A 23,082-nucleotide genomic window follows, 5' to 3' on the forward strand; every position below is an offset into this window, starting at 1 on the left:
GAGTCGCGGCGTGATCCGGCACATTGTTTTCTTCAGCGTCAGGCAAGATCAGGATATCGAGACTGTCAAAAGGGGATTGGAGCAACTTGCCACCATTCCCCACGCTGACCTTTTTGAAGTCCTGCCGAATTCCAAGGTCGACCCGATGTGCGACCGCATCGATCTGGTTGTCTATGCCGAGTTCAAGGATGAGGAAGCGCTTTTCGCTTTCAAAAGGCATCCGACTTACGACGCCACGACACAGCTTGTGCGTCCCATGCGCGAATTGCGTTTTTCCGCAGATGTGGTGACGGACAAGGGCTGAAGCACTTTCGAGCCAAGTGCGAAGCGGTTTTGCGTTCGCAGATGATAACTACCAGTCGGCCTGCGGCCTCTCCTGCAATGGCAGGCCGCCAAAAAGATCGGGCTCGCTGGACGTTCTCGCCCGCTCGATATTGAGAAGCTTCAGTTTCGTCGCCGTGCCACCCGCCGCCGAAAAGCCACCGACCTTGCCATTGGAGCCGAGCACCCGGTGACAGGGAACGATGATCGGAAACGGATTCTTGCCCAGCGCATAGCCGACAGCCTGTGAGAGACTCACATCACCGATCCGCCGGGCAATTGCGCCGTAGGTCGTGGTCTCGCCCGTTTTCAGTTCGAGGATGATTTCATAAACCTGCCGGTTGAGGTCGGGTTGGGCATCGAGCGCCAGCGGCGTGCCCGAAAAATCAACATCGGCTCCGGCCAGAAGCGCACGCACACCCTCGACTGCCCGGGTAACGAAAGCCGGCGCCTCTTTATCGTCTGCCCCGGGAAACCGCTCGCGCAGACGATACCGGGTTTCCTTTTCGTCGGCATCTCCGATTTCGACGCCAACGATTTTCTGCCCGCGCCACGCTATGCCGCACGGTCCGATTTCTGTTTCGAAAATGGTGACGCCTGACGATTCCATGGCTGTGATGTTAGCACGGTTTTGATCACGACAATGCCGTTTATCGGGCCGCTTATCGGGCCGCTACAGGAACGTTCACGTGAAAAGTCGCAACAATTGCCAAAAATGGCGCAGCGAAATGGTTGAAGAACGACACGAATAATGATTGTGTGAAAGCGACCGGCCAATGCCCTTAAATGGCCAAATGGATTGACGAAAGTTTCCGGCACCTGTCACGGCGGGAGCGGAACCGAGGAATTTAAATGGACGATTACGAGCGATATGCCACAGGGTTGATGATCGTTTTTGGCGCGCTGATCATCGGCGGTCTCATGGCGGCCAACCTGTACCACGGCGACAAGCCGGGCTTTTTATTCGCGCTTGGCGCGGCGGTCGTCGGCTGGTTTTCAGCTTTCGCCGTTCTTTTCGACAAGCCGCGCGTCTATGGCGTGATGATTGCGATCGCGATCGGCCTCGTCGCGGCTTCCATCGGTGCTTATGTTACCTGATTTTTGAGCCGGTTCATTTAGAAAAAGCCCCGGGAAACCGGGGCTTGTTCGTTTTAGAGATATGGCGAATAGCACTGGCGCCGCGGCCCGTAATTGGGCTGGAACGTGTTATCATAGGCTCGATAGGAGCGATAACGATTGTAGCACCAGCGCACATGCGGGTTGCCGCCGCGATAGACCGGCGCTGCGCGGTAGCGGTAGGCAGGCGGCGGTCCCCAATAGCGTCGGTCATAGCGATAGTGTGGACGGTAACGCGGGTAGTCATGCCGCCAGTGGCGGCGATGTTCGCGCCAGTAGCGACGATCGCCCCGGTAATCGTAATACTGGACCTGATGCACATTCGGCGCCGAATTCTGTGCGGATGGCGTCGCCATTAGAGATGGTTGCGTCGCATTCGCAGTCCCGGAAGCTGCGGATAGTCCCAGGCCGAGTGACAGGCAGGCGGCAAACAGGGAATAAGCAAACTTTTTCATTGGTCTCTCCTCACAGCGCATCCCGAGAATGCGAAACCGCCTTCGGTCAGGATGCGCGCAAAAATAAACAATACATTTCGTCCCTGCGCCCATTTTACGCCCGACATTATGGCAGAGCGGTGGCCCACTGCAGTCACAATTTCTTGGACCCAGCAACAGATCGTTGATGTCCCGGCAACGCGATTGGAGAACGGCTTCCGAATTGACATAAAGATATGTTTATGTCATTAAGCGACCTTCGCAAGATGCGTATGGCAGGCAATTCCGGTTTGACGTCGCGAACCGGCCCCGTTGCCTGGTAACAGACAGAATACAGGCGGTGTTTTATGGCCTCTTCCCTCGAAGGTCTTTTTGGTGCAACGGCAGCGCAGCCGGATGGCTCCGAAGTACTGGCAGCTCTCACCAAGGCGGCGCGTGAGCGCATCCTGATCCTCGATGGCGCGATGGGAACCCAGATCCAGGGGCTTGGTTTTCATGAAGAGCATTTTCGCGGTGAGCGTTTCGGTGCCTGCGATTGCCAGCTTCAGGGCAACAACGACCTTCTGACACTGACGCAGCCCAAGGCTATCGAGGAAATCCACTACGCCTACGCCATTGCGGGCGCGGATATTCTCGAAACCAACACCTTCTCCTCCACGAGGATTGCGCAGGCCGATTACGGCATGGAAGATCAGGTCTATGAGTTGAACCGGGATGGCGCGCGCCTTGCCCGCCGCGCCGCCCTGCGTGCCGAGCAGAAGGATGGTCGCCGCCGCTTCGTTGCCGGTGCTCTCGGGCCGACAAACCGCACCGCAAGCCTGTCGCCGGATGTCAATAATCCCGGTTTTCGTGCTGTCACCTTCGACGACCTGCGCATTGCCTATGCCGAGCAGATCAGGGGGCTGATCGACGGCGGCTCCGACATCATCCTGATTGAAACCATCTTCGATACGCTCAATGCCAAGGCGGCCGTCTTTGCTTGTGAAGAAGTGTTTGCGGAAAAAGGCATTTTTCTACCGGTAATGATTTCCGGCACGATCACCGATCTTTCCGGCCGCACGCTGTCGGGCCAGACGCCGACCGCATTCTGGCATTCGCTGCGTCATGCCAAGCCATTCACTATCGGTCTCAACTGTGCGCTGGGTGCCAATGCCATGCGTGCGCATCTCGACGAATTGTCGTCGATTGCCGATACCTTTGTCTGCGCCTATCCGAATGCCGGTCTGCCGAACGAGTTCGGCCAGTATGATGAAACGCCGGAAGCAATGGCCGCACAGATCGAGGGCTTTGCCCGTGACGGTCTGGTCAATGTGGTTGGCGGTTGCTGCGGTTCGACGCCGGAACACATCCGCGCCATCGCCGAGGCTGTCGCAAAACACCCGCCACGCAAGCCCGTCAAAGTTGCGCCGCTGATGCGTCTGTCCGGCCTTGAGCCATTCACGCTGACTAAGGACATTCCCTTCGTCAATGTGGGCGAGCGCACCAACGTGACCGGTTCCGCGCGTTTCCGCAAGCTGATCAAGGCCGGTGATTTCTCTGCAGCCCTCGATGTCGCGCGGGATCAGGTCGCCAATGGCGCGCAGATCATCGACATCAATATGGATGAGGGCCTGATCGATTCCGAAAAGGCGATGGTCGAATTCCTCAATCTGATTGCCGCCGAGCCGGATATTGCCCGCGTGCCGATCATGATCGACAGCTCCAAATGGGAGGTGATCGAGGCTGGCCTGAAATGCGTTCAGGGCAAGGCGGTGGTCAATTCCATCTCGATGAAGGAAGGCGAGGAAGCCTTCATTCATCACGCCAGGCTTGTCCGTGCCTATGGCGCGGCGGTGGTCGTGATGGCTTTCGATGAAACCGGGCAGGCCGACACGGAAGCCCGCAAGGTCGAAATCTGTACCCGCGCTTACAAAATCCTGACGGAACAGGTCGGTTTTGCACCGGAAGACATCATCTTCGATCCGAATATCTTTGCCGTCGCGACCGGTATCGAGGAACACAATAATTACGGCGTCGACTTTATCGAGGCGACCCGGCAGATCATCGCCACCCTGCCGCATGTGCATGTGTCGGGCGGGGTGTCGAACCTGTCCTTCTCGTTCCGAGGCAATGAGCCGGTCCGTGAGGCGATGCATGCCGTGTTCCTCTATCATGCCATCCAGGCGGGCATGGATGTGGGCATCGTCAATGCCGGGCAGCTGGCGGTCTACGACACGATCGATCCCGAGCTGCGAGAGGCTTGCGAGGATGTGGTGCTCAATCGCCGCTCCGATTCGACCGAGCGCCTGCTGGAAATCGCCGAGCGGTTCCGCGACTCCGGCTCGAAGGAAGCCAAGGCGCAGGATCTGACATGGCGCGAATGGCCGGTTGAAAAGCGTCTTGAACATGCGCTGGTCAACGGCATTACCGAATATATCGAAGCCGATACGGAAGAAGCGCGCCAGTCTGCCGAACGCCCCCTGCATGTCATCGAAGGCCCGCTGATGGCCGGCATGAACGTGGTTGGCGATCTGTTCGGCGCGGGCAAGATGTTCTTGCCGCAGGTGGTGAAGTCCGCCCGCGTGATGAAGCAGGCCGTGGCCGTGCTCCTGCCTTACATGGAAGAGGAAAAACGCCTTAACGCCGAAAATGGCATCGGTGGCGGTGAACGTCAGAGCGCCGGCAAGGTGCTGATGGCAACGGTCAAGGGCGATGTGCACGATATCGGCAAGAATATCGTTGGCGTCGTGCTGGCCTGCAACAATTACGAGATCATCGATCTCGGCGTCATGGTGCCTTCGCAGAAGATTTTGCAGGTGGCGCGTGACGAAAAAGTGGATGTGATCGGCCTTTCGGGCCTCATCACGCCGTCGCTTGATGAAATGGTGCATGTCGCTGCGGAAATGGAACGGGAAGGTTTCGACATTCCGCTGCTGATCGGCGGCGCCACGACCAGCCGTGTTCATACGGCGGTGAAAATCCATCCGCGCTACGAACGTGGGCAGGCTGTTTATGTCATCGATGCCAGCCGCGCCGTCGGCGTGGTATCCAGCCTGCTGTCGCCGGAAGGCAAGCAGGCCTATATTGATGGCCTGCGCGGGGAATATGCCAAGGTAGCAGCCGCCCATGCCCGCAACGAAGCGGAAAAGCAGCGCCTGCCGCTTGCCCGCGCTCGCGCCAATGCACACAAGCTCGACTGGGAGAGCTTCGTACCGACAAAGCCGACTTTTACCGGCACAAGAACCTTCGATGATTACGACCTGACGGAGATCGCCCGCTATATCGACTGGACGCCTTTCTTCCAGACATGGGAACTGAAGGGCCGCTATCCGGCGATTCTGGAAGATGAAAAGCAGGGCGAGGCCGCTCGCCAGCTCTGGGCCGATGCGCAGGCGATGCTGAAAAAGATCATCGACGAAAAATGGTTCGCGCCGAAAGCTGTCGTCGGCTTCTGGCCAGCCAATGCGGTAGGGGACGATATTCGTCTTTTCACCGATGAAAGCCGGAAGCAGGAACTTGCCACCTTCTTCACGCTGCGCCAGCAATTGAGCAAGCGCGATGGTCGTCCAAACGTGGCCATGTCCGATTTCGTGGCGCCGGTCGAGAGCGGAAAGCAGGATTATGTCGGCGGCTTCGTCGTGACTGCGGGCATTGGAGAAGTGGCGATAGCCGAACGTTTTGAGCGCGCCAACGATGATTACTCGGCCATTCTGGTGAAGGCACTGGCTGACCGCTTCGCGGAAGCCTTTGCCGAATTGATGCACGAGCGGGTGCGCAAGGAGTTCTGGGCCTATGCTTCCGACGAAACCTATACGCCGGAAGAGCTGATCGGAGAGCCGTATAAGGGCATTCGTCCGGCTCCGGGTTATCCGGCCCAGCCGGACCATACCGAAAAGACGACACTTTTCCGCCTTTTGGACGCGACTGCGAATACGGGCGTGGAACTGACCGAAAGCTACGCCATGTGGCCTGGGTCCTCGGTATCGGGTCTCTATATCGGCCATCCGGAAAGCTACTATTTCGGCGTGGCCAAGGTGGAGCGCGATCAGGTCGAGGATTATGCTGCGCGCAAGGGCATGGCGGTCGAGGAAGTGGAGCGCTGGCTCGGTCCTATACTCAATTATTTGCCGGGTGCTGGAAAAGACGAGGATGCGGCGGCCTGACCGGCCGTCGCGGACCTCTCGCTCATCGGCGTTTATTAATCATATCTCAAATACTAGTCATTCTGACAGGTTTGCCGAACCTGTCAGAGGGCTCTACTGTTCCTGAATGCAAATCGGTTTCAGGTTCGGCGGTGCAGGAGCATTTCCAGCGGCGTATGAAACGGGTTCCATTCGGAAGTGCTTACAAGAAACAGTTGGAGGTTTTTGGCTATTCCGGCAGCGGAAGCGCAGACCTGCTCACGGCTGTATGGGAAGTCAAAGTATTTCATTTAGTGCTAATTTAGTAACTGACTGTTGTGATAAAAATATTCACAATTTATCGCTTTGAGTTCATATGAGACTATTTTGCTATATAGTCAGAAACTGATGGTTGTGATAGCCATCCACTGCGCAACTGTTTTGTGTAAGGGCGCTACATTTTAATAAATTCAAAATTAGTCTTTAATTGGGATGTCTGCAATGAAATGGGAACAAATTTATGAATCCATGCAATCTGCTGACGATGCCGGACAGCTCCTTGAATACATAAACACCTATGCCAGACAGTGCGGATTTGCACACACGGCCTATCTCATGCGCATTCCACTGCTGAACGGCGTGGTCAAATGGCTTAGTTTTGGCTCGTTGCCCCAGGAATGGACCGATCATTATGCCGACAGAAAATATGCGGACATAGATCCGTTGGTTCGCAAGGCGTTGAACAGCATCGAGCCGCTGGTCTGGTCATCGAAGCTGTTTGCGGAGGCTCCGCAGATATGGACAGATGCCCAGCGATTCGGCATCAGGGTCGGTATTTCGCAACCGTGCTGGGCCGCGCAAGGCGTGTTTGGAATGCTGTCCTTTCTCAGAAGCGGTCCGGCGCTGTCGTCCGGCGAGATTTCAATGTTGCGGCGTCAATTGCAGACCGTAGCCAATATGCTGCATCTGGCCATGTATGAACATCTCGATGTTCCAACCATGAACTGCGTGTCGGAAGTGAACCTGACGATGCGTGAGCGGGAAATCCTGCGCTGGACGAGTGAAGGGAAAACTGCCGAAATCATCGGCACGATCCTCAATATATCCACACGCACGGTGAATTTTCACATCAGCAACGTGCTTACAAAGCTGGTTGCGGTCAATAAGGTTCAGGCGGTCGCCAAGGCGCGCACGTTCGGACTTCTCTAAATATTTCCTAAGTCCCTCGGCGGTTTGTTCCGAAGGGCATTTTTCAGCAGCTTCCGGTTTGCGCTTTTTCTGAAACGGGCTACAAATTCATTATCTTTCCGGAGGATCAATGAATGACTGCTCAGCCAAACTCTCTCGAAGCCCGCGATATCCGTTACCATCTGCATTCCTACACCGATGCTGTCCGACTTGAGGCGGAGGGCCCGCTTGTCATCGAGCGCGGCGACGGCATTTATGTCGAGGATGTAACGGGCAAGCGTTACATCGAGGCGATGGCCGGGCTTTGGAGTGTCGGCGTCGGCTTTTCGGAGCCGCGTCTGGCGGAAGCGGCTGCGCGGCAGATGAAGAAGCTGCCCTTCTATCATACCTTCTCCTATCGTTCGCATGGTCCCGTCATCGATCTGGCAGAAAAGCTCGTTTCGATGGCTCCCGTGCCGATGAGCAAGGCTTATTTCACCAATTCAGGTTCCGAAGCCAACGATACCGTCATCAAGCTGATCTGGTATCGTTCCAACGCGCTGGGCGAACCGGAGCGCAAGAAAATCATCTCGCGCAAGCGCGGTTATCACGGCGTGACGATTGCCTCAGCCAGCCTGACAGGCCTGCCCAACAATCACCGCTCCTTCGACCTGCCGATCGACCGGATATTGCATACGGGCTGTCCGCATCATTATCGCGAAGGGCAGGCGGGTGAGACCGAGGAGCAGTTCGCAACGCGGCTGGCCGATGAACTGGAACAACTGATTCTCGCGGAAGGTCCGCACACCATTGCCGCTTTCATCGGCGAGCCGGTGATGGGCGCTGGCGGCGTGGTCGTGCCGCCCAGAACCTATTGGGAAAAGGTACAGGCTGTTCTCAAGCGCTACGACATTCTGCTGGTCGCCGACGAAGTCATTTGCGGTTTCGGGCGGACAGGCAACCTGTTCGGCAGCCAGACGTTTGACATCAAGCCGGACATCCTGGTCATGTCGAAGCAGCTTTCGTCATCCTATCTGCCAATCTCCGCATTCCTCATCAACGAGCGCGTCTACGCGCCGATTGCCGAAGAGAGCCACAAGATCGGCACACTTGGCACCGGCTTCACCGCATCGGGCCATCCGGTGGCGGCGGCTGTGGCATTGGAAAACCTTGCGATCATCGAAGAGCGCCAACTGGTTGCCAATGCGCGGGACCGCGGCGCCTATATGCAGAAGCGCCTGCGTGATTTGCAGGATCACCCGCTGGTCGGCGAAGTGCGCGGCGTCGGTCTTATTGCCGGTGTCGAGCTTGTCACAGACAAGCAGGCCAAGACAGGCCTTGAACAAGCAGGCGCGTTGGGCGCACAGGCCAATGCAGCCCTGCAGGAACGCGGCGTGATTTCGCGCGCAATGGGCGACACGCTCGCCTTCTGCCCGCCGCTCATCATCAACGATCAGCAGATCGATACGATGGTGTCCGCACTGGAGGCGGCGCTGAACGATGTTCAGGCAAGCCTCGCCAGATAATAATTTGCTCTGGAGCCGTCCGGCGGACGGGCGGCTCCGGAACGGAAAATTTGTTTAATAGCACAAAAATTGTAGGATTTTCCGTAACTTGGCGGAAAATCGGCTTTTGCGAGCACGCGCAAGTTTGTTCCGGCCCCGCTTGCAAATACGGTAAGTTTTTCGCGCAAGCCAGTTGCAATACGCGATAGGTTTCTTTCACTTTCCCGCATCATTTCACGACAATGCGCGCACTGTGGCTTTTGCCGCATCTGCGCCGGATGAAGGCCCGTTTTCTGACCTTGGGCATCCCTCCCGCGTTCGAGCATTTCCAGCCAAAAGCGCAAAGCGGTTTTGCGTTGGATAATGCGAAAAAACAAAGAGATAGAGCGGTTCCAAACTCCGTTTGGATGGAACTGCTCTGGACCCCATCCGGTTGCCGGGAGTAAGTAGTCGTGCATCATGCATCCCTGACCAAGAACCTGACGCATCTGCAGCGCCTCGAAGCGGAGGCGATCCATATTTTTCGTGAGGTTGCGGCAACATTTTCCAACCCTGTGATGCTTTACTCGGTCGGCAAGGATTCGTCGGTGATGCTGCATCTGGCGATGAAGGCATTCTATCCGGCGCCGCCGCCATTTCCCTTTCTGCATGTCGATACGACTTGGAAGTTCCGCGAAATGACCGAGTTTCGCGATGCGCAGGCCCGCGAAAAGGGTTTTGAGCTGCTCGTGCATATCAACGAGGATGGCGTGCGCGAGGGCATCGGCCCTTTCAGCCACGGGTCGAATGTCCATACCCATGTGATGAAAACGGTTGCCTTGCGGCAGGCGCTGGACAAGTACAAGTTCGATGCTGCTTTTGGCGGCGCCCGCCGCGACGAAGAAAAATCACGCGCCAAGGAGCGTATCTTTTCCTTCCGTAACGCACAGCACGGTTGGGACCCGAAGAATCAGCGGCCTGAAATGTGGAAGATTTACAATACGCGGGTTTCCGCTGGAGAATCGATCCGCGTCTTTCCGCTCTCGAACTGGACCGAACTCGATATCTGGCAATATATCCTGCAAGAGAGCATCCCCATCGTCCCGCTTTATTTTGCAGCGCATCGCCCGGTGGTCGAGCGCGATGGCATGCTGATCATGGTCGATGACGAGCGCATGAAATTGCGTCCGGGCGAACAGGTGGAAAACCGTCTGGTGCGATTCCGCACGCTTGGCTGCTATCCGCTGACCGGCGCAATTGAATCCAGTGCGGCGGACCTCTCCGGGATTGTCGAGGAAATGTTGATCGCCCGTACATCCGAGCGACAAGGTCGCGCCATCGATCGCGACGAGGCCGGGTCGATGGAGAAGAAGAAGCGCGAGGGCTATTTCTGATGAATGCTATAATCAAGCCTGTTGCGACCAATGCCGCAGTCAGCGATTTTCTGGCCGATCAGGAACGCAAGACACTGCTGCGCTTCCTCACCTGCGGCTCGGTGGATGATGGAAAGTCAACGCTCATCGGGCGTCTGCTTTACGACACGAAACTGATCTTCGAGGACCAGCTAGCGTCATTGAAGAACGACAGCCGCAAGTTCGGAACGACCGATGACGATTTCGACTTCGCGCTTCTGGTGGACGGTCTGGAGGCCGAGCGGGAGCAGGGCATCACCATCGACGTCGCCTATCGCTTCTTTTCGACGCCCCGCCGCAAGTTCATCGTCGCTGACACGCCGGGTCATGCGCAATATACGCGCAACATGGCGACCGGCGCATCGACAGCCGATCTTGCCATCGTGCTGGTCGATGCCCGTCAGGGTGTGCTGACCCAGACACGCCGCCATTCCTTCATTGCGTCGGCGCTCGGTATTCGCCACATCGTTCTGGCGGTGAACAAGATCGATCTCGTCGATTTCTCGCAAGAGGCCTTTGAGCGCATCGTTGCCGATTATATGGGCTTCGCAAAGGAGCTTGGCTTTGCCAGCATCCAGCCGATCCCGCTTTCGGCACGCTTTGGCGACAATGTCACCCTGCCATCCGCCCGCATGGGCTGGTATCAGGGGCCGCATCTGCTCGAACATCTGGAAACCGTGCGCATCGACATGGAAGTGGCGGCAAAGCCCTTTCGGTTCCCGGTGCAATATGTGAACCGGCCCAATCTCGATTTTCGCGGTTTCTCCGGCACCGTCGCATCCGGTTCGATCAGCGTCGGCGATGCCGTCGTGGTAGCCAAATCAGGCAAGGCATCCCGCGTGAAGCGCATTGCCACCTATGACGGCGATCTGACACGGGCTTCCGAAGGACAGGCTGTCACTTTGGTGCTCGAGGATGAGATCGAGGTCTCGCGCGGCAATATGCTGGTGGGGACGGAATCGCGGCCGGAAGTGGCGGATCGTTTCTCCGCCAATATAGTCTGGTTCGGTGAGGATGCCTTGCATCCCGGCCGCTCCTATCTGCTGCGCACCGAGACCGATCAGACGCCGGTAACGATCAATGAGATCGTGTACAGGACCGACGTTGACAGCTTCACCCGGAAGGATGCATCCCGCCTCGACCTCAACGAGATCGGGCTTTGCCATCTCCAGACCGTGGATCAGATTGCATTCGACCCATACGCCGACAATCGCGTAACGGGGGCATTCGTCCTGATCGACCGGCTTACCAATGCGACCGTTGGGGCTGGAATGATCGACAGCGCGCTTCGTCAAGCGACGAATGTGCACCTGCAGTCCTTCGATCTCGACAAGCAGACGCGCGCGGCACAGAAATTTCAGAAACCGGCTGTGCTTTGGTTTACCGGCCTGTCCGGCTCCGGCAAATCCACCATCGCCAACCGGCTGGAACAACGGCTGCATGCGCTCGGCAAGCACACCTATCTGCTCGACGGCGACAATGTTCGCCACGGGCTCAACAGCGATCTGGGTTTTTCCGAGGAAGACAGGGCAGAAAATATCCGCCGTGTCGGTGAGGTCGCCCGCTTGATGACCGATGCAGGTCTGGTGGTGCTCGTCTCCTTCATCTCGCCTTTTCGGGCCGAGCGGGATCGCATTCGTTCCCGGCTGCCTGAAGGTGAATTTGTCGAAATCTTCGTCGATACGCCGATAGAGGAATGCATTGCCCGCGATCCGAAAGGGCTTTATGCGCAGGCCCTGCGTGGCGAGATAAAGGCTTTTACGGGCATCGATTCTCCGTATGAGCCGCCGGTATCGCCCGAGCTCCGGCTGAACACGACGGGCCGGGACGTTGACGAACTCGTCGCGGAAGTAGAAAAGTATCTTGCCGAACGTGGTATCATCGGCAGTTATGGCAGCGATACCTGGTCAATCTGAGCAAATGAAGATTTCAGCCTCCCCGAAAGCCGATCCGAGCGCCGAAGCAATGCTTGCCGTGCTGCTGGAAGCCGCATTGGAGGCGGGCCGCACGATCATGAAGCACTATGCCAATGGTTGCGCGGTTCACAGCAAGAAAGATTCTTCTCCGGTCACGGAAGCAGATCGTGACGCGGAGGCCATCATCCTTTCCGCACTGGCTTCGGTCGCCCCGGATATTCCGGTTGTGGCTGAAGAGGAAGTGGCGGCGGGACGCCTGCCCGCGCAACTGGGACGGCGGTTTCTACTGGTCGATCCTCTGGATGGAACCCGTGAATTCCTGCTGCGCAACGGCGATTTCACGGTGAATATTGGCCTGATCGAGGATGGCGCTCCGGTTCTGGGCATCGTTTATGCACCCGTTCGCAATCGCTTGTTTGTCGGAACCGGCAGCGGTGCGGAAGAAATAACCACGACCAAGGATCACGCGCTGGGAACACGGCGGGGGATAGGGGTGCGCGTTCATGGAGCCGAGCAGGTGGCGGTCTGCAGCCGGTCCCATAAAAACCCGGAAACGGAAAAATTCTTGAACGACAACCGGATTACCAACTGCGTTTCCATCGGTTCGTCGCTGAAGTTCTGCCTTATTGCCAGCGGCGAAGCCGATATTTACCCGCGTTTTGGTCCCACCATGGAGTGGGATACGGCGGCAGGCGATGCCGTGCTGCGCGCCGCAGGTGGTCTAACGACCACTTTCGAGGGGATACCGCTCTCCTATGGCCAGCGCGCCAGCGAAGGTGTCGGCGGTTTTGCCAACCCCAATTTTGTGGCGTTTGGCGGCGGGACGCTGCCGGTTTTCGAGACCGTTTGAAGCTCTTTCCAGCTTTTCGGGTTCGGCATTCAAAAAAACGACAAGATGCTCTTGCGGCTTGAAATCTGGAGCGTTATAAGCCGCCTCAATGGTCAAGGCCACATGGTCACGGAGTGTAGCGCAGCCTGGTAGCGCACCTCGTTCGGGACGAGGGGGTCGGAGGTTCGAATCCTCTCACTCCGACCATCTTTCAAGTTACTGAGAAACTTGGATATTCCCCGATTATTGGTTTCGGCTTGGTGATCTTCTCCCATTGAAATGCAAGATGGCGCCCTACGGGGCGATTTTTCTATGCTGCGGCGAAAAGCTACACCATTATGCAACCTGAAATATGCTTCATTCCCGAAAAATAGGGGGGAGGCATGGACGAGTTATCAAACCCAGCGGTCCATACACGCAAGAAGCGAGTAATTGTAGTCGATACTGAAACGACTGGACTGTTGCCATACGACCGGATCGTGACCATAGGGGCGGTCAAAATCGAAGGTGATGAACTTCTTCACCAGTCTCTACATCTGATATTCGATCCAAGGAAAGACAGCCATCCGCAGGCGGAAGCCGTGCATGGCTACGATAATTGGATGACACGATATCAGGACTTGTTTTCTGATCTTGCCGCTCCAATCCGTAAGTGGTTCGATTGGGCGGATGAAATCGTGGCACATAACGCAGATTTCGATATGCGCTATGTGCAACGGGAGTTTCGGAAGGCGGAAGTGGATATGCTCCCCCATCCGGTATTCTGCACCATGGAGCGGTCCCGAGAAATATGGTCTGGCCAGTCCGCCAAGCTCGATGACTGCTTGGCCCGAATAGGTTTATCACGTATCGGAAAGCGGCACGGAGCGCTTGAGGACGCGTACTTGACAGCAGGTCTTTACCTTCATCAGCGAGGCATCAAAAAGTCGCTACCGAAGGTCAACTCATGGTCGCCGCCTAAAAACTTGAAGCCATATCCGCCTCGGCCAGAGGGTGAACTGCCGAGGAGAGCGCCAAAGCGGAAATAAAGCGGGAAACAACAGCACCTACAATTAATGTGGGGTCTGTGGGATAGAGTACTTACATCGGTTGTCATTCTTCTTTCCCGAAAACCGACATCCGCATGAACTCTCCGTCGTACTGGGCAAGGGCGGCCACGCGCTTCCGGTCCAGAATTTCCACCCGGTTTGAGCGGAACAGGATCAGCCCTTCTTCCCGCAAGTCGCGCAGCATCCGGTTGAGATGAATTGGCGTCAGCCCCAGTGCATCGGCAAGCTGATATTGTGTCAGCGGGCAGTAGAAGGAATTTGCATCGCCCATCCCCGAAGATTGCACGCGGTCGGAAAGTTCGAGAAACAGATGCGCGGTGCGGACGAAGGCAGCCCGGCACCCGATATTGGTAAGATGCTCGATAAGCAGGGATCGCTGGCGCGCGAGAAGCTCTATGAAGATCAGGCTGAGGCGCGGCGCGTATTCAATGGAGGCCTCGAGAGAGACGAGCGGAATTTCGAACACCGACATGGGCGTGATTGCCGTGATGGTGTTATAGCTGTAACCGTCCGCCGTTCGCAGCCCCAGAAAATCGCTTCGCATGGGGAAGTCGATGATCTGCCTCTCGCCGCTGGCCAGATCGCGATAGACACATCCCCAGCCGGAACGCACGAGATGGAGGCTTCTGATTTGTTCTCCCTGCCTGATGATCGCGGCATCGGCGGCAAAGTCGCCTTCGATAATGGTGAGAGAAGAAAGCGCGTCTATCTCCCGCGCTCCGAGCTTGGCGAAAATTGGAGAGGCCTCCAATAAACCAATGAGCGCTTCAGTCGATGGGTCTGTGGTCTGTCTGCCACTGTGCATTTTTAACCCGTTGGAGCAAATTTTGATATGTGTGAAACGGCCTTTCGGCGAGAATGCGCATTAAGACGAACAGTTAGGGCGCTGATCTCATCTAAGCAAATCGAAATGCGCTCCAAACATTTTCTGAAAACTACAGGGCGATCTTCCGCTTGGAAGAACACATGAATAATCGAGGGATATTTCTGCCAGTGAGCATGAATATCCTTGAGCAAGAGTTACTCAAATTCCGTCTTGAGCTTCTCAAATTTCAGTAAAATCGGAAATCAACTAAACCAAAGATATAGAGGCTATATCTCCTGCCGTTCAAGTCTTTCTTACAAGTGGTCATAAATTTTATGCATTGCTAACATAAGTTAATGACACGATTATTTCCCGATAGCAATATTCACGCTGGTCATGGTTAGGGCTCTATCCATGTAAGCATTGGAAAACACTCGTCTCTGACGAAAGTAATAGTAGGATGCATAAACATAGAGCAACTTGAGTATGCCGGGAGCATCACATGTTGGAAGTAAGAGGGGATAGCATTTGGACTGCTCCGGAGCACGGGGATGACAGGGGGGGTGCTTCGGGTATTGAGGCCGTACGGGAACGGCGCCTGTTGCTGGTATGCAAGAGCAATCTTGAACGGCAATGTCTTTATAACGGGCTTGTGCTGAACGGGCTCAAGCTTCCCGTGGAAACACAAGCGACGATCGAACTGGCAGATCCAACCGAGGATATTGCTGTTGTTCTGATCAATATAGGTTCGAAGCGACTGGCGGACCCATTTTTCTCAGAAAAGCTGCAGGCTGTGATCGAGCTCTGGCGTCCGGTGCCGGTCGTGTTTCTCGCTGAACGCGAGGAGTGGGCTCAGGTCGTGCGTGCCATGGAAATCGGCGCTCGCGGCTATATTCCCACCTCGGTCGATATAAAAGTCTGTGTCGAGGCCATTCATCTTGCCACCGCCGGCGGCATGTATGTGCCCGCTTCCATGGTTTTTCAGACCGCGCCGGCCGATATCGACGACGACGTTCTGGGAGAACTGCTCACCGCGCGCGAGATCGAGGTTGTCCATGCGATCCGGATCGGCAAGTCGAACAAGATCATCGCCTTCGAGCTCGGCATGAGCGAGGGTACAGTGAAGGCGCATGTCCATAACATCATGAAGAAGATCGGCGCCGCAAACCGTACGGAAGTGGCTTGCAAGCTGCACCGGATGTATGGCGAAAAATTCGATCTCGATTAAATCATCATTTCTCGTTTGGTCCGGTGTCGTTACTCCACATTGGGAGCGCCGGCACCCGGTCCCGCTTGCCTGACGTGCAGATTTTTCCCGCGTTTTCGCGCTGGGCAAACCGGCCATTCTGCTTCAGCCGCTGAAGAAAGGCGGCCTATGTCGAAAATTGTTCCGGCTGAAGTGGTTGCTTTCTATTGAAAAACCGCGAAATTATCCGGACGCGATCAGAATAATGCCAGCCTCAGGACAACAATGCAGCTCACTCCCCGTCACAACGCAATTCTAGAGCTCGCTCGCAAACAGGGGCAGGTTCTGGTGGACGATCTTGCCGCGGCATTCGAGGTGACGCCGCAAACGGTGCGCAAGGACCTGAACGACCTCTGCCGGGCTCGGATGCTGCGCCGCATCCATGGTGGGGCGCTCTATCCGTCCGGTGTCGAGAACATGGAATATGAGGCGCGGCGTCGCATCGCGGCGCATGAGAAGGAAGCGATCGGGCGCGCTGCCGCGGAGATCATTCCCGATGGCGCTTCATTGTTCATCAATATCGGCACCACGACCGAGGCCGTCAGCCAGGCACTGGTCGACCATGACAATCTTATGGTCATCACCAATAATATCAATGTTGCCAATACATTGCGGGTTCACGCCTCGATCGAGGTAGTGGTCGCGGGCGGTGTCGTGCGTCCGTCGGACGGGGGGATCGTCGGCGAAGCCGCCGTTGATTTCATCCGGCAGTTCAAGGTCGATTACGCGATCATCGGAGCCTCGGCCATGGACGAAGACGGGGCGCTGCTCGATTTCGATTTCCGCGAAGTGAAAGTGGCGCAGGCCATCATTGCCAATGCCCGGCATGTCATCCTCGTGACCGACGCCACAAAGCTGGAGCGCACGGCGCCGGTGCGCATCGGCCATATATCGCAGATCGACACATTCATTACCGATCACTGCCCGTCGGACCAGTTGCGGAACCTGTGCCGGGAAAACGAGGTCGAACTGATTGAAACCCTTGGCGAAAGCCCGACAGCGGAAAAAGAGTCCTAGTTTCGTTTATTTTCGATTTGCTTTCGTATTAAATGAATTATATTCGCTTTGGTTTTCGGAGAGTGGTCTTCGGGGTTCGCCATGGCGCAAGAGAAACTATTCGACATTTTTGTAATCGGCGGCGGCATCAATGGATGCGGTATCGCGCGCGACGCGATTGGCCGGGGATTTTCGGTTGGCCTGGCCGAGATGAACGACCTGGCCAGCGGCACATCCTCGCGGGCCACCAAACTCATCCATGGCGGATTGCGCTATCTCGAGCATTATGAATTTCGTCTGGTGCGCGAGGCGCTTATGGAGCGGGAAGTGCTGTGGGCCAATGCACCGCACATCATTCATCCGATGCGGTTCGTGCTGCCTTATCACAAGGGCGGAGTGCGCCCTGCATGGCTGCTGAGACTGGGGCTGTTCCTCTACGACCATCTGGGCGGACGCAAAAAACTTGCCGCCACGCGGACGCTCGATATGCGCTCCGATCCGGCGGCCGCGCCCTTGAAGCCGCTTTTTACCAAGGCATTTGAATATTCGGACTGCTGGGTCGACGATGCGCGCTTCGTTGCCCTGACCGCCCGGGATGCGGCGGATCGCGGCGCGATGATCCGCACCCGGACCAGGGTCGTGGCGGCCCGCCGTGACCGGGAATGCTGGACCATCACATTGGAAGATACCGACACGCACGAGCGCGAGGAAGTTCGCGCCCGCCTGCTGGTCAATGCCGCCGGTCCGTGGGCCGACAAGGTGCTGCAGGGCGTGGAGGGAGATCGCCAGCTTCACAATGTCCGCCTCGTTCAGGGCAGCCATATCGTGGTGCGCAGGAAATTTTCCGATCCGCGCTCCTATTTCTTCCAGAACAATGACGGGCGCATCATCTTCGCCATTCCTTATGAAGATGATTTTACCCTGATCGGCACGACCGATCAGGATTATGAGGGCGATCCGGCCAAGGTCGCGATCACCGACAGCGAAACCGACTATCTCTGTGCGGCCGCCAGCGAATATTTCAAGGAACCCGTCAGTCGCGCGGATATCGTGTGGACCTATTCCGGTGTGCGTCCGCTTTATGATGACGGCGCGAGCAAGGCGCAGGAAGCGACCCGCGATTACGTGCTGAAAGAGGATGCGCCCGATGGGCTTGCTCCCCTGATCAATGTGTTCGGCGGCAAGCTGACCACGGCGCGCCGGCTTGCCGAACATATGCTGGAGAAGATCGAGCAGCGGCTGGGGCAGAAGGGAGCGCCATGGACCCATGCCGCCCCGTTGCCCGGCGGCGATTTCGTGGATGTCGAGTTCGAGCGTGAGTTGCAGAAGGTAAACGCCGCTTATTCCTTCCTCGCCCCGGCCCATGCGCGACGGCTGTTCCGGCAATATGGAACGCGCATCCACAGCCTGCTCAAGGGTGCCGCTTCCCTGACCGACCTCGGACAATATTTCGGCGCCGACCTTTACGAAGCCGAAGTGCGGTATCTTCAGGAAAATGAGTGGGCAGTCAGCGCCGAGGATATCTTGTGGCGGCGCACGAAACTGGGTCTTCGCCTCAATGCGGCGGATGTTTCCTCGCTTGAGGAATATCTGAAGCCAGCGCGCGTCGCCTGACCCCTCTCGATCTTTAGAGCATTTCCAGCAAAAGTGTGAAACGGTTTTGCGTTGGATAATGCGATAAAACAAATAGTTAGAGCGGTTCCGGCGATTCTGTTAGAATAGGAGCCGCTCTAGCCGCACTTGCCAGTTGTGTTTTGAGCAGTCATTATTCTCCCATATAGCGGGTTCCAGCCTTCCTGGGAGGAAAAGATGGGCACACCGCACGACCGGACACATGCTGACCGCATCCAATCCGCAATCACGACGGCGGGTGGGGCTGCACGGTCTGCTCTCGTCGCCTCGTGGCGGCGCTCGGCGGAACTGCACGGGCTCGACCCTGCCGAACCGGGATCGGTGCGCACACTTTCCGATGGCGAGTTCCGAACCGCCCATCAACGGATCGAACGCCTCGTCAGCATAGCGCAAGCCAGTATGGACCGCCTTTATCTGGCCGTCGGCGGCGTTGGCTGCTGTGTGTTGCTGGCCGACAGCGAAGGCGTGCCGGTCGAACGGCGCGGCGCGCCGGGCGATGACGACACCTTCTACCGTTGGGGGCTTTGGACCGGTGCTGTCTGGAGCGAACAGAGCGAAGGCACCAACGGCATCGGCACCTGCATCGTTGAACAGCGCCCGCTGACGATCCATCGCGACCAGCATTTCCATACGCGCAATATCGGGCTTTCCTGCACGGTCGCTCCCATCCATGACCATCAGGGACGCCTGATGGCAGCACTTGATGTCTCCTCCTGCCGCGCCGATCTGACCGAGGCTTTTGCGCAGCTTATATCGGTGGCCGTTATCGACGCTGCGCGCCGCATCGAGGCTGAAAATTTCCGTCAGGCTTTTCCCGATGCGCGCATCATGCTGGCGCCAAGCCCGGACCGCACCGGTGGCGCGCTGATCGCCGTCGACAAGGACGACCTCGTCGTCGGCGCGACGCGCGCGGCGCGCCTTGCCCTGGAGCTTGACGATGATGCACTGGCAGGCCCCTTGCCCGCCGCAGATCTTCTGGGGACGCCCGCCGACCCGCGCGAGGACATGGCGGAATCGGAGCGCGGGGTGATCCTGCGGGCACTGGCCCGCGCGGAGGGTAATATTTCCTTTGCGGCGCAGCTTCTGGGCATCAGCCGGGCGACGCTGCACCGCAAGCTGAACCGTCTGAAGATCATTCGCGCCCATTGATGAAGCCACGCTGAAATAGGCGGGCGAAACTGTCTCAATATTGCGACACATGATCTTGCGAGCTTGAATGCGTGGGATGACTCTTCCCCGCTCCCGCGCGATCCTCAACCATGAAGCGCTGTAGGAGCAGCGTTGTTTCTGGGAGGATGTCATGAACAAGGTTGAATTCAGCCGGACCGTGAAGCCGGCTTTTGCAAAGCGTTACGGAAACTTCATCGGCGGCAAATGGGTCGAGCCTAAATCGGGGCGCTATTTCGACAACACGTCGCCCGTCAACGGACAGGTGCTTTGCGAAATAGCCCGTTCGGATGCCGCTGACATTGAAGCGGCGCTCGACGCAGCGCATGCCGCCAAGGATGCCTGGGGCAAGACGAGCGCGGCTGAACGCGCGCTCATCCTCAATCGCATCGCCGACCGGATTGAGGAAAACCTGCCCGCGCTGGCGGCTGCCGAAACGTGGGACAACGGCAAGCCGATCCGTGAAACCACCAATGCCGACCTGCCGCTCGCTATAGACCATTTCCGCTATTTCGCAGGCGTCATTCGCGCCCAGGAAGGCGGCATTTCGGAAATCGATCACGACACGGTCGCCTATCATTTTCATGAACCGCTCGGTGTCGTCGGCCAGATCATTCCCTGGAACTTCCCGATCCTCATGGCGACGTGGAAACTTGCGCCCGCCCTTGCGGCAGGCAACTGCGTCGTTCTGAAACCGGCCGAGCAGACTCCGGCTTCGATCCTGGTGCTTATGGAGCTGATCGGCGATCTGTTGCCGCCCGGTGTCGTCAATGTCGTCAACGGCTTCGGCCTCGAGGCAGGCAAGCCGCTCGCCTCGAGCCCGCGCATCGCCAAGATCGCCTTCACCGGCGAAACGACGACCGGACGCCTGATCATGCAATATGCCAGCCAGAACCTCATTCCGGTTACGCTGGAACTGGGCGGCAAGTCGCCGAATATCTTCTTCAAGGATGTTGCCGCGGAAGATGATGATTTCCTCGACAAGGCCATCGAAGGCTTCGTGATGTTCGCGCTCAACCAGGGCGAAGTCTGCACCTGTCCGAGCCGCGCGCTTGTCCATGAATCGATCTACGACAAGTTCATGGAGAAAGCGCTGAAGCGCGTGGAGGCCATCGTGCAGGGCGACCCGCTCGATCCGGCCACGATGATCGGTGCGCAGGCATCCAGCGAGCAGCTGGAAAAAATCCTGAGCTATCTCGATATCGGCCGTCAGGAAGGCGCCGAAGTGCTGACCGGCGGCGAGCGCAATATTCTGCCGGGCGATCTCGCCGGTGGCTATTACGTCAAGCCGACGGTGTTCAAGGGCAACAACAAGATGCGCATCTTCCAGGAGGAAATCTTCGGTCCGGTCGTGTCCGTCGCTACCTTCAAGGACGACGCCGAAGCGCTATCGATTGCCAACGATACGCTTTACGGCCTCGGCGCCGGCATATGGACCCGCGACGGGACCCGCGCCTATCGCTTCGGACGGGCCATTCAGGCTGGCCGTGTGTGGACCAACTGCTACCACGCCTATCCGGCCCATGCGGCATTCGGCGGTTACAAGCAGTCGGGTATCGGTCGCGAAAACCATCTGAAGATGCTCGACCATTATCAGAACACCAAGAACATGCTTGTGAGCTACAGCCCGAAGAAGCTGGGCTTCTTCTAGAACTCCCGGCAGACGCAATGCGGAGAAAACGTCTTCGCATTGCGTTCAATCAAGGGTCGGGATCGCTCTTCATGCCAGTATTGCGTCGACTTTAACGATTCCCAATACCCTCCCAAGGGGCCTGGGCGGAAACGCCCGGGCGACCTTTTGTCCATGACTGCGAATTTTCACATTTCTTCCGTCCCCCAGGAAGCCAGCTCAGTTCGACAACGAAGGAGAAACTTCATGGCAAAGACAATGAAAGCCGCCGTGGTGCGCGCATTCGGAAAGCCCCTGACGATTGAAGAAGTGCCGGTGCCCGAACCCGGCCCCGGCCAGATACAGGTCGCCATTCAGGCGTCGGGCGTTTGCCATACCGATCTGCACGCAGCCGAGGGCGATTGGCCGGTCAAGCCCAATCCGCCGTTCATTCCGGGCCATGAGGGCGTCGGTTACGTCTCTGCCGTGGGTAGCGGTGTCAAACACGTGAAGGAAGGCGACCGGGTCGGCGTTCCATGGCTCTACACCGCATGCGGGCATTGCCGCCATTGCCTGGGCGGCTGGGAAACGCTCTGCGAGGCACAGGAGAATACGGGCTATTCGGTCAATGGCGGCTTTGCCGAATATGTGGTTGCCGATCCCAATTTCGTCGGCCATTTGCCGAAGAGCATCGATTTCAACGAAATCGCGCCGGTCCTGTGTGCGGGCGTAACGGTCTACAAGGGTCTCAAGGTTACGGATACGAAGCCTGGCGACTGGGTTGTTATCTCCGGCGTGGGCGGACTGGGCCATATGGCGGTGCAGTATGCCAGGGCCATGGGGCTCAATGTTGCTGCTGTCGATATCGACGACAAAAAGCTCGATCTTGCGCGCAGGCTCGGCGCAACTGTAACCGTCAACGCCAAGACGCATAACGATCCGGCGGCCTATATCAAGAAGGAAACCGACGGCGGCGCGCAGGGCGTGCTGGTTACGGCGGTTTCGCCGATCGCCTTCGAACAGGCGCTGGGCATGGTGTCGCGCGGCGGCACTGTCTCGCTGAACGGCCTGCCGCCCGGCGACTTCCCGCTTTCCATCTTCAATATGGTGCTGAACGGCGTTACAGTGCGCGGATCGATTGTCGGCACCCGGCTCGATCTGCAGGAGTCGCTCGATTTTGCCGGTGATGGCAAGGTGCGAGCCACCATCCGCACCGAAAAGCTGGAGGATATCAACTCCATCTTTGACGATATGCGGCAGGGCAATATCGAAGGCCGCGTGGTCATGGACCTCACGCAATAATGCCCCGTGCCGCATCAAGGGTGCGGTAGAATGCACATCCGGGCGGGCATTGCACAAGTGCCCGCTCGTCGTCCCGGGAGGAGGATATGGCGGAGAAAAGCCCCGATACGGACCACGGACAGGTGAGCGCCACACAGGCCGCACTTGATCTCATCCGGGAATTGCAGGCCGAATATGGGCCGATCATGTTCCACCAGTCGGGTGGTTGTTGCGATGGGTCATCGCCGATGTGCTATCCGCAAGGCGAATTCATGGTGGGCGACACGGACGTGAAGCTCGGAGAAATCGGTGGTGCTCCGGTCTATATCAGCGGCCCGCAATATGAAGCCTGGAAACATACCGAACTCATCATCGATGTCGTCCCCGGACGCGGAGGCATGTTTTCGCTCGACAATGGCCGCGAGGTTCGCTTTCTGACGCGATCGCGGGTCTGCTCAATTCCCTGATTTCTCTTTTCGTTTTGCGGCGAAGCGGTTAGAGCATTTCCAGCAAAAGTG

Annotated in this window: 20 protein-coding genes and 1 tRNA gene; 17 read left to right on the forward strand and 4 right to left on the reverse strand. The window is 57.3% G+C overall.

The window, feature by feature from the left end; translation table 11 throughout:
• The first annotated feature begins 10 nt into the window (after positions 1–10).
• Entirely contained in the window at positions 11–304 is a 294-nt protein-coding gene (locus tag JNC63_RS06890; protein ID WP_021586364.1) for a Dabb family protein, read from the forward strand.
• Between the two features lie 48 nt (positions 305–352).
• On the opposite strand, the gene JNC63_RS06895 is transcribed toward JNC63_RS06890, so the two are convergent.
• Entirely contained in the window at positions 353–931 is a 579-nt protein-coding gene (locus JNC63_RS06895; RefSeq protein ID WP_021586363.1) for a methylated-DNA--[protein]-cysteine S-methyltransferase, read from the reverse strand.
• A 242-nt stretch (positions 932–1,173) separates the two neighbouring features.
• On the opposite strand from JNC63_RS06895, the gene JNC63_RS06900 reads away from it, so the two are divergent.
• A complete protein-coding gene (locus JNC63_RS06900) occupies positions 1,174–1,419 on the forward strand; it encodes a hypothetical protein (RefSeq protein ID WP_002965436.1) in 246 nt (81 codons plus the stop codon).
• 53 nt (positions 1,420–1,472) lie between these two features.
• Here the strand turns inward: JNC63_RS06900 and JNC63_RS06905 are convergent, their stop codons facing one another.
• Entirely contained in the window at positions 1,473–1,892 is a 420-nt protein-coding gene (locus tag JNC63_RS06905; RefSeq protein ID WP_021586362.1) for a BA14K family protein, read from the reverse strand.
• Positions 1,893–2,218: 326 nt separating this feature from the next.
• On the opposite strand from JNC63_RS06905, the gene metH reads away from it, so the two are divergent.
• From metH to JNC63_RS06920, 3 genes are all read left to right on the forward strand, one after another.
• The gene (metH, locus tag JNC63_RS06910) at positions 2,219–6,013 is read left to right on the forward strand and encodes a methionine synthase (RefSeq protein WP_021586361.1); all 3,795 of its coding nucleotides are present in this window, start codon (positions 2,219–2,221) and stop codon (positions 6,011–6,013) included.
• Positions 6,014–6,472: 459 nt separating this feature from the next.
• The gene (locus JNC63_RS06915; protein WP_021586360.1) at positions 6,473–7,180 is read left to right on the forward strand and encodes a LuxR family transcriptional regulator; all 708 of its coding nucleotides are present in this window, start codon (positions 6,473–6,475) and stop codon (positions 7,178–7,180) included.
• 113 nt (positions 7,181–7,293) lie between these two features.
• A complete protein-coding gene (locus JNC63_RS06920; protein ID WP_021586359.1) occupies positions 7,294–8,664 on the forward strand; it encodes an aspartate aminotransferase family protein in 1,371 nt (456 codons plus the stop codon).
• Here JNC63_RS06920 and JNC63_RS06925 read toward each other — a convergent pair.
• Positions 8,643–9,131 carry a hypothetical protein gene (locus JNC63_RS06925; protein WP_162178181.1) on the reverse strand — a complete coding sequence of 163 codons (489 nt, stop codon included), beginning with the start codon at positions 9,129–9,131 and terminating at the stop codon, positions 8,643–8,645. The genes JNC63_RS06920 and JNC63_RS06925 overlap by 22 nt on opposite strands.
• On the opposite strand from JNC63_RS06925, the gene cysD reads away from it, so the two are divergent.
• The 5 genes from cysD (at position 9,096) to JNC63_RS06950 (ending at position 13,807) form a co-directional block, all read left to right on the forward strand.
• Complete coding sequence (gene cysD / locus JNC63_RS06930; protein ID WP_021586358.1) at positions 9,096–10,016, forward strand: sulfate adenylyltransferase subunit CysD; 921 nt, start codon at positions 9,096–9,098, stop codon at positions 10,014–10,016. The genes JNC63_RS06925 and cysD overlap by 36 nt on opposite strands.
• On the forward strand, positions 10,016–11,950 hold the full coding sequence (gene cysN, locus JNC63_RS06935; RefSeq protein ID WP_021586357.1) for a sulfate adenylyltransferase subunit CysN: 1,935 nt from the start codon (positions 10,016–10,018) through the stop codon (positions 11,948–11,950). Before cysD ends, cysN begins: the two co-directional genes overlap by 1 nt.
• A 4-nt stretch (positions 11,951–11,954) precedes the next feature.
• On the forward strand, positions 11,955–12,800 hold the full coding sequence (gene cysQ, locus JNC63_RS06940; protein ID WP_021586356.1) for a 3'(2'),5'-bisphosphate nucleotidase CysQ: 846 nt from the start codon (positions 11,955–11,957) through the stop codon (positions 12,798–12,800).
• 109 nt (positions 12,801–12,909) lie between these two features.
• Positions 12,910–12,986: transfer RNA gene (locus JNC63_RS06945), tRNA-Pro, on the forward strand.
• A gap of 176 nt (positions 12,987–13,162) precedes the next feature.
• Positions 13,163–13,807 (forward strand): 3'-5' exonuclease, encoded by a 645-nt coding sequence (locus JNC63_RS06950; protein ID WP_021586355.1) that lies wholly within the window; start codon positions 13,163–13,165, stop codon positions 13,805–13,807.
• 64 nt (positions 13,808–13,871) lie between these two features.
• Here JNC63_RS06950 and JNC63_RS06955 read toward each other — a convergent pair whose 3' ends face one another.
• A complete protein-coding gene (locus JNC63_RS06955; protein WP_006470823.1) occupies positions 13,872–14,633 on the reverse strand; it encodes a Crp/Fnr family transcriptional regulator in 762 nt (253 codons plus the stop codon).
• Positions 14,634–15,135: 502 nt separating this feature from the next.
• Here JNC63_RS06955 and JNC63_RS06960 point away from each other — a divergent pair.
• From JNC63_RS06960 to JNC63_RS06990, 7 genes are all read left to right on the forward strand, one after another.
• Complete coding sequence (locus JNC63_RS06960; RefSeq protein ID WP_006465924.1) at positions 15,136–15,861, forward strand: response regulator transcription factor; 726 nt, start codon at positions 15,136–15,138, stop codon at positions 15,859–15,861.
• A gap of 243 nt (positions 15,862–16,104) precedes the next feature.
• Positions 16,105–16,896, forward strand: coding sequence for a DeoR/GlpR family DNA-binding transcription regulator (locus JNC63_RS06965; protein ID WP_025089729.1), 792 nt, complete (start codon positions 16,105–16,107; stop codon positions 16,894–16,896).
• 81 nt (positions 16,897–16,977) lie between these two features.
• Positions 16,978–18,489, forward strand: a complete 1,512-nt coding sequence (gene glpD, locus JNC63_RS06970; RefSeq protein ID WP_021586350.1) for a glycerol-3-phosphate dehydrogenase — start codon at positions 16,978–16,980, stop codon at positions 18,487–18,489.
• Between the two features lie 195 nt (positions 18,490–18,684).
• The gene (locus JNC63_RS06975) at positions 18,685–19,656 is read left to right on the forward strand and encodes a GAF domain-containing protein (RefSeq protein WP_021586349.1); all 972 of its coding nucleotides are present in this window, start codon (positions 18,685–18,687) and stop codon (positions 19,654–19,656) included.
• Between the two features lie 151 nt (positions 19,657–19,807).
• Entirely contained in the window at positions 19,808–21,325 is a 1,518-nt protein-coding gene (adh, locus tag JNC63_RS06980) for an aldehyde dehydrogenase (protein WP_021586348.1), read from the forward strand.
• Positions 21,326–21,550: 225 nt separating this feature from the next.
• A complete protein-coding gene (gene adhP, locus JNC63_RS06985) occupies positions 21,551–22,585 on the forward strand; it encodes an alcohol dehydrogenase AdhP (RefSeq protein ID WP_021586347.1) in 1,035 nt (344 codons plus the stop codon).
• 86 nt (positions 22,586–22,671) lie between these two features.
• Entirely contained in the window at positions 22,672–23,031 is a 360-nt protein-coding gene (locus tag JNC63_RS06990) for a DUF779 domain-containing protein (protein WP_021586346.1), read from the forward strand.
• Positions 23,032–23,082: the final 51 nt, after the last annotated feature.

Source organism: Brucella ciceri, assembly GCF_041930145.1.
GTDB lineage: Bacteria > Pseudomonadota > Alphaproteobacteria > Rhizobiales > Rhizobiaceae > Brucella > Brucella intermedia.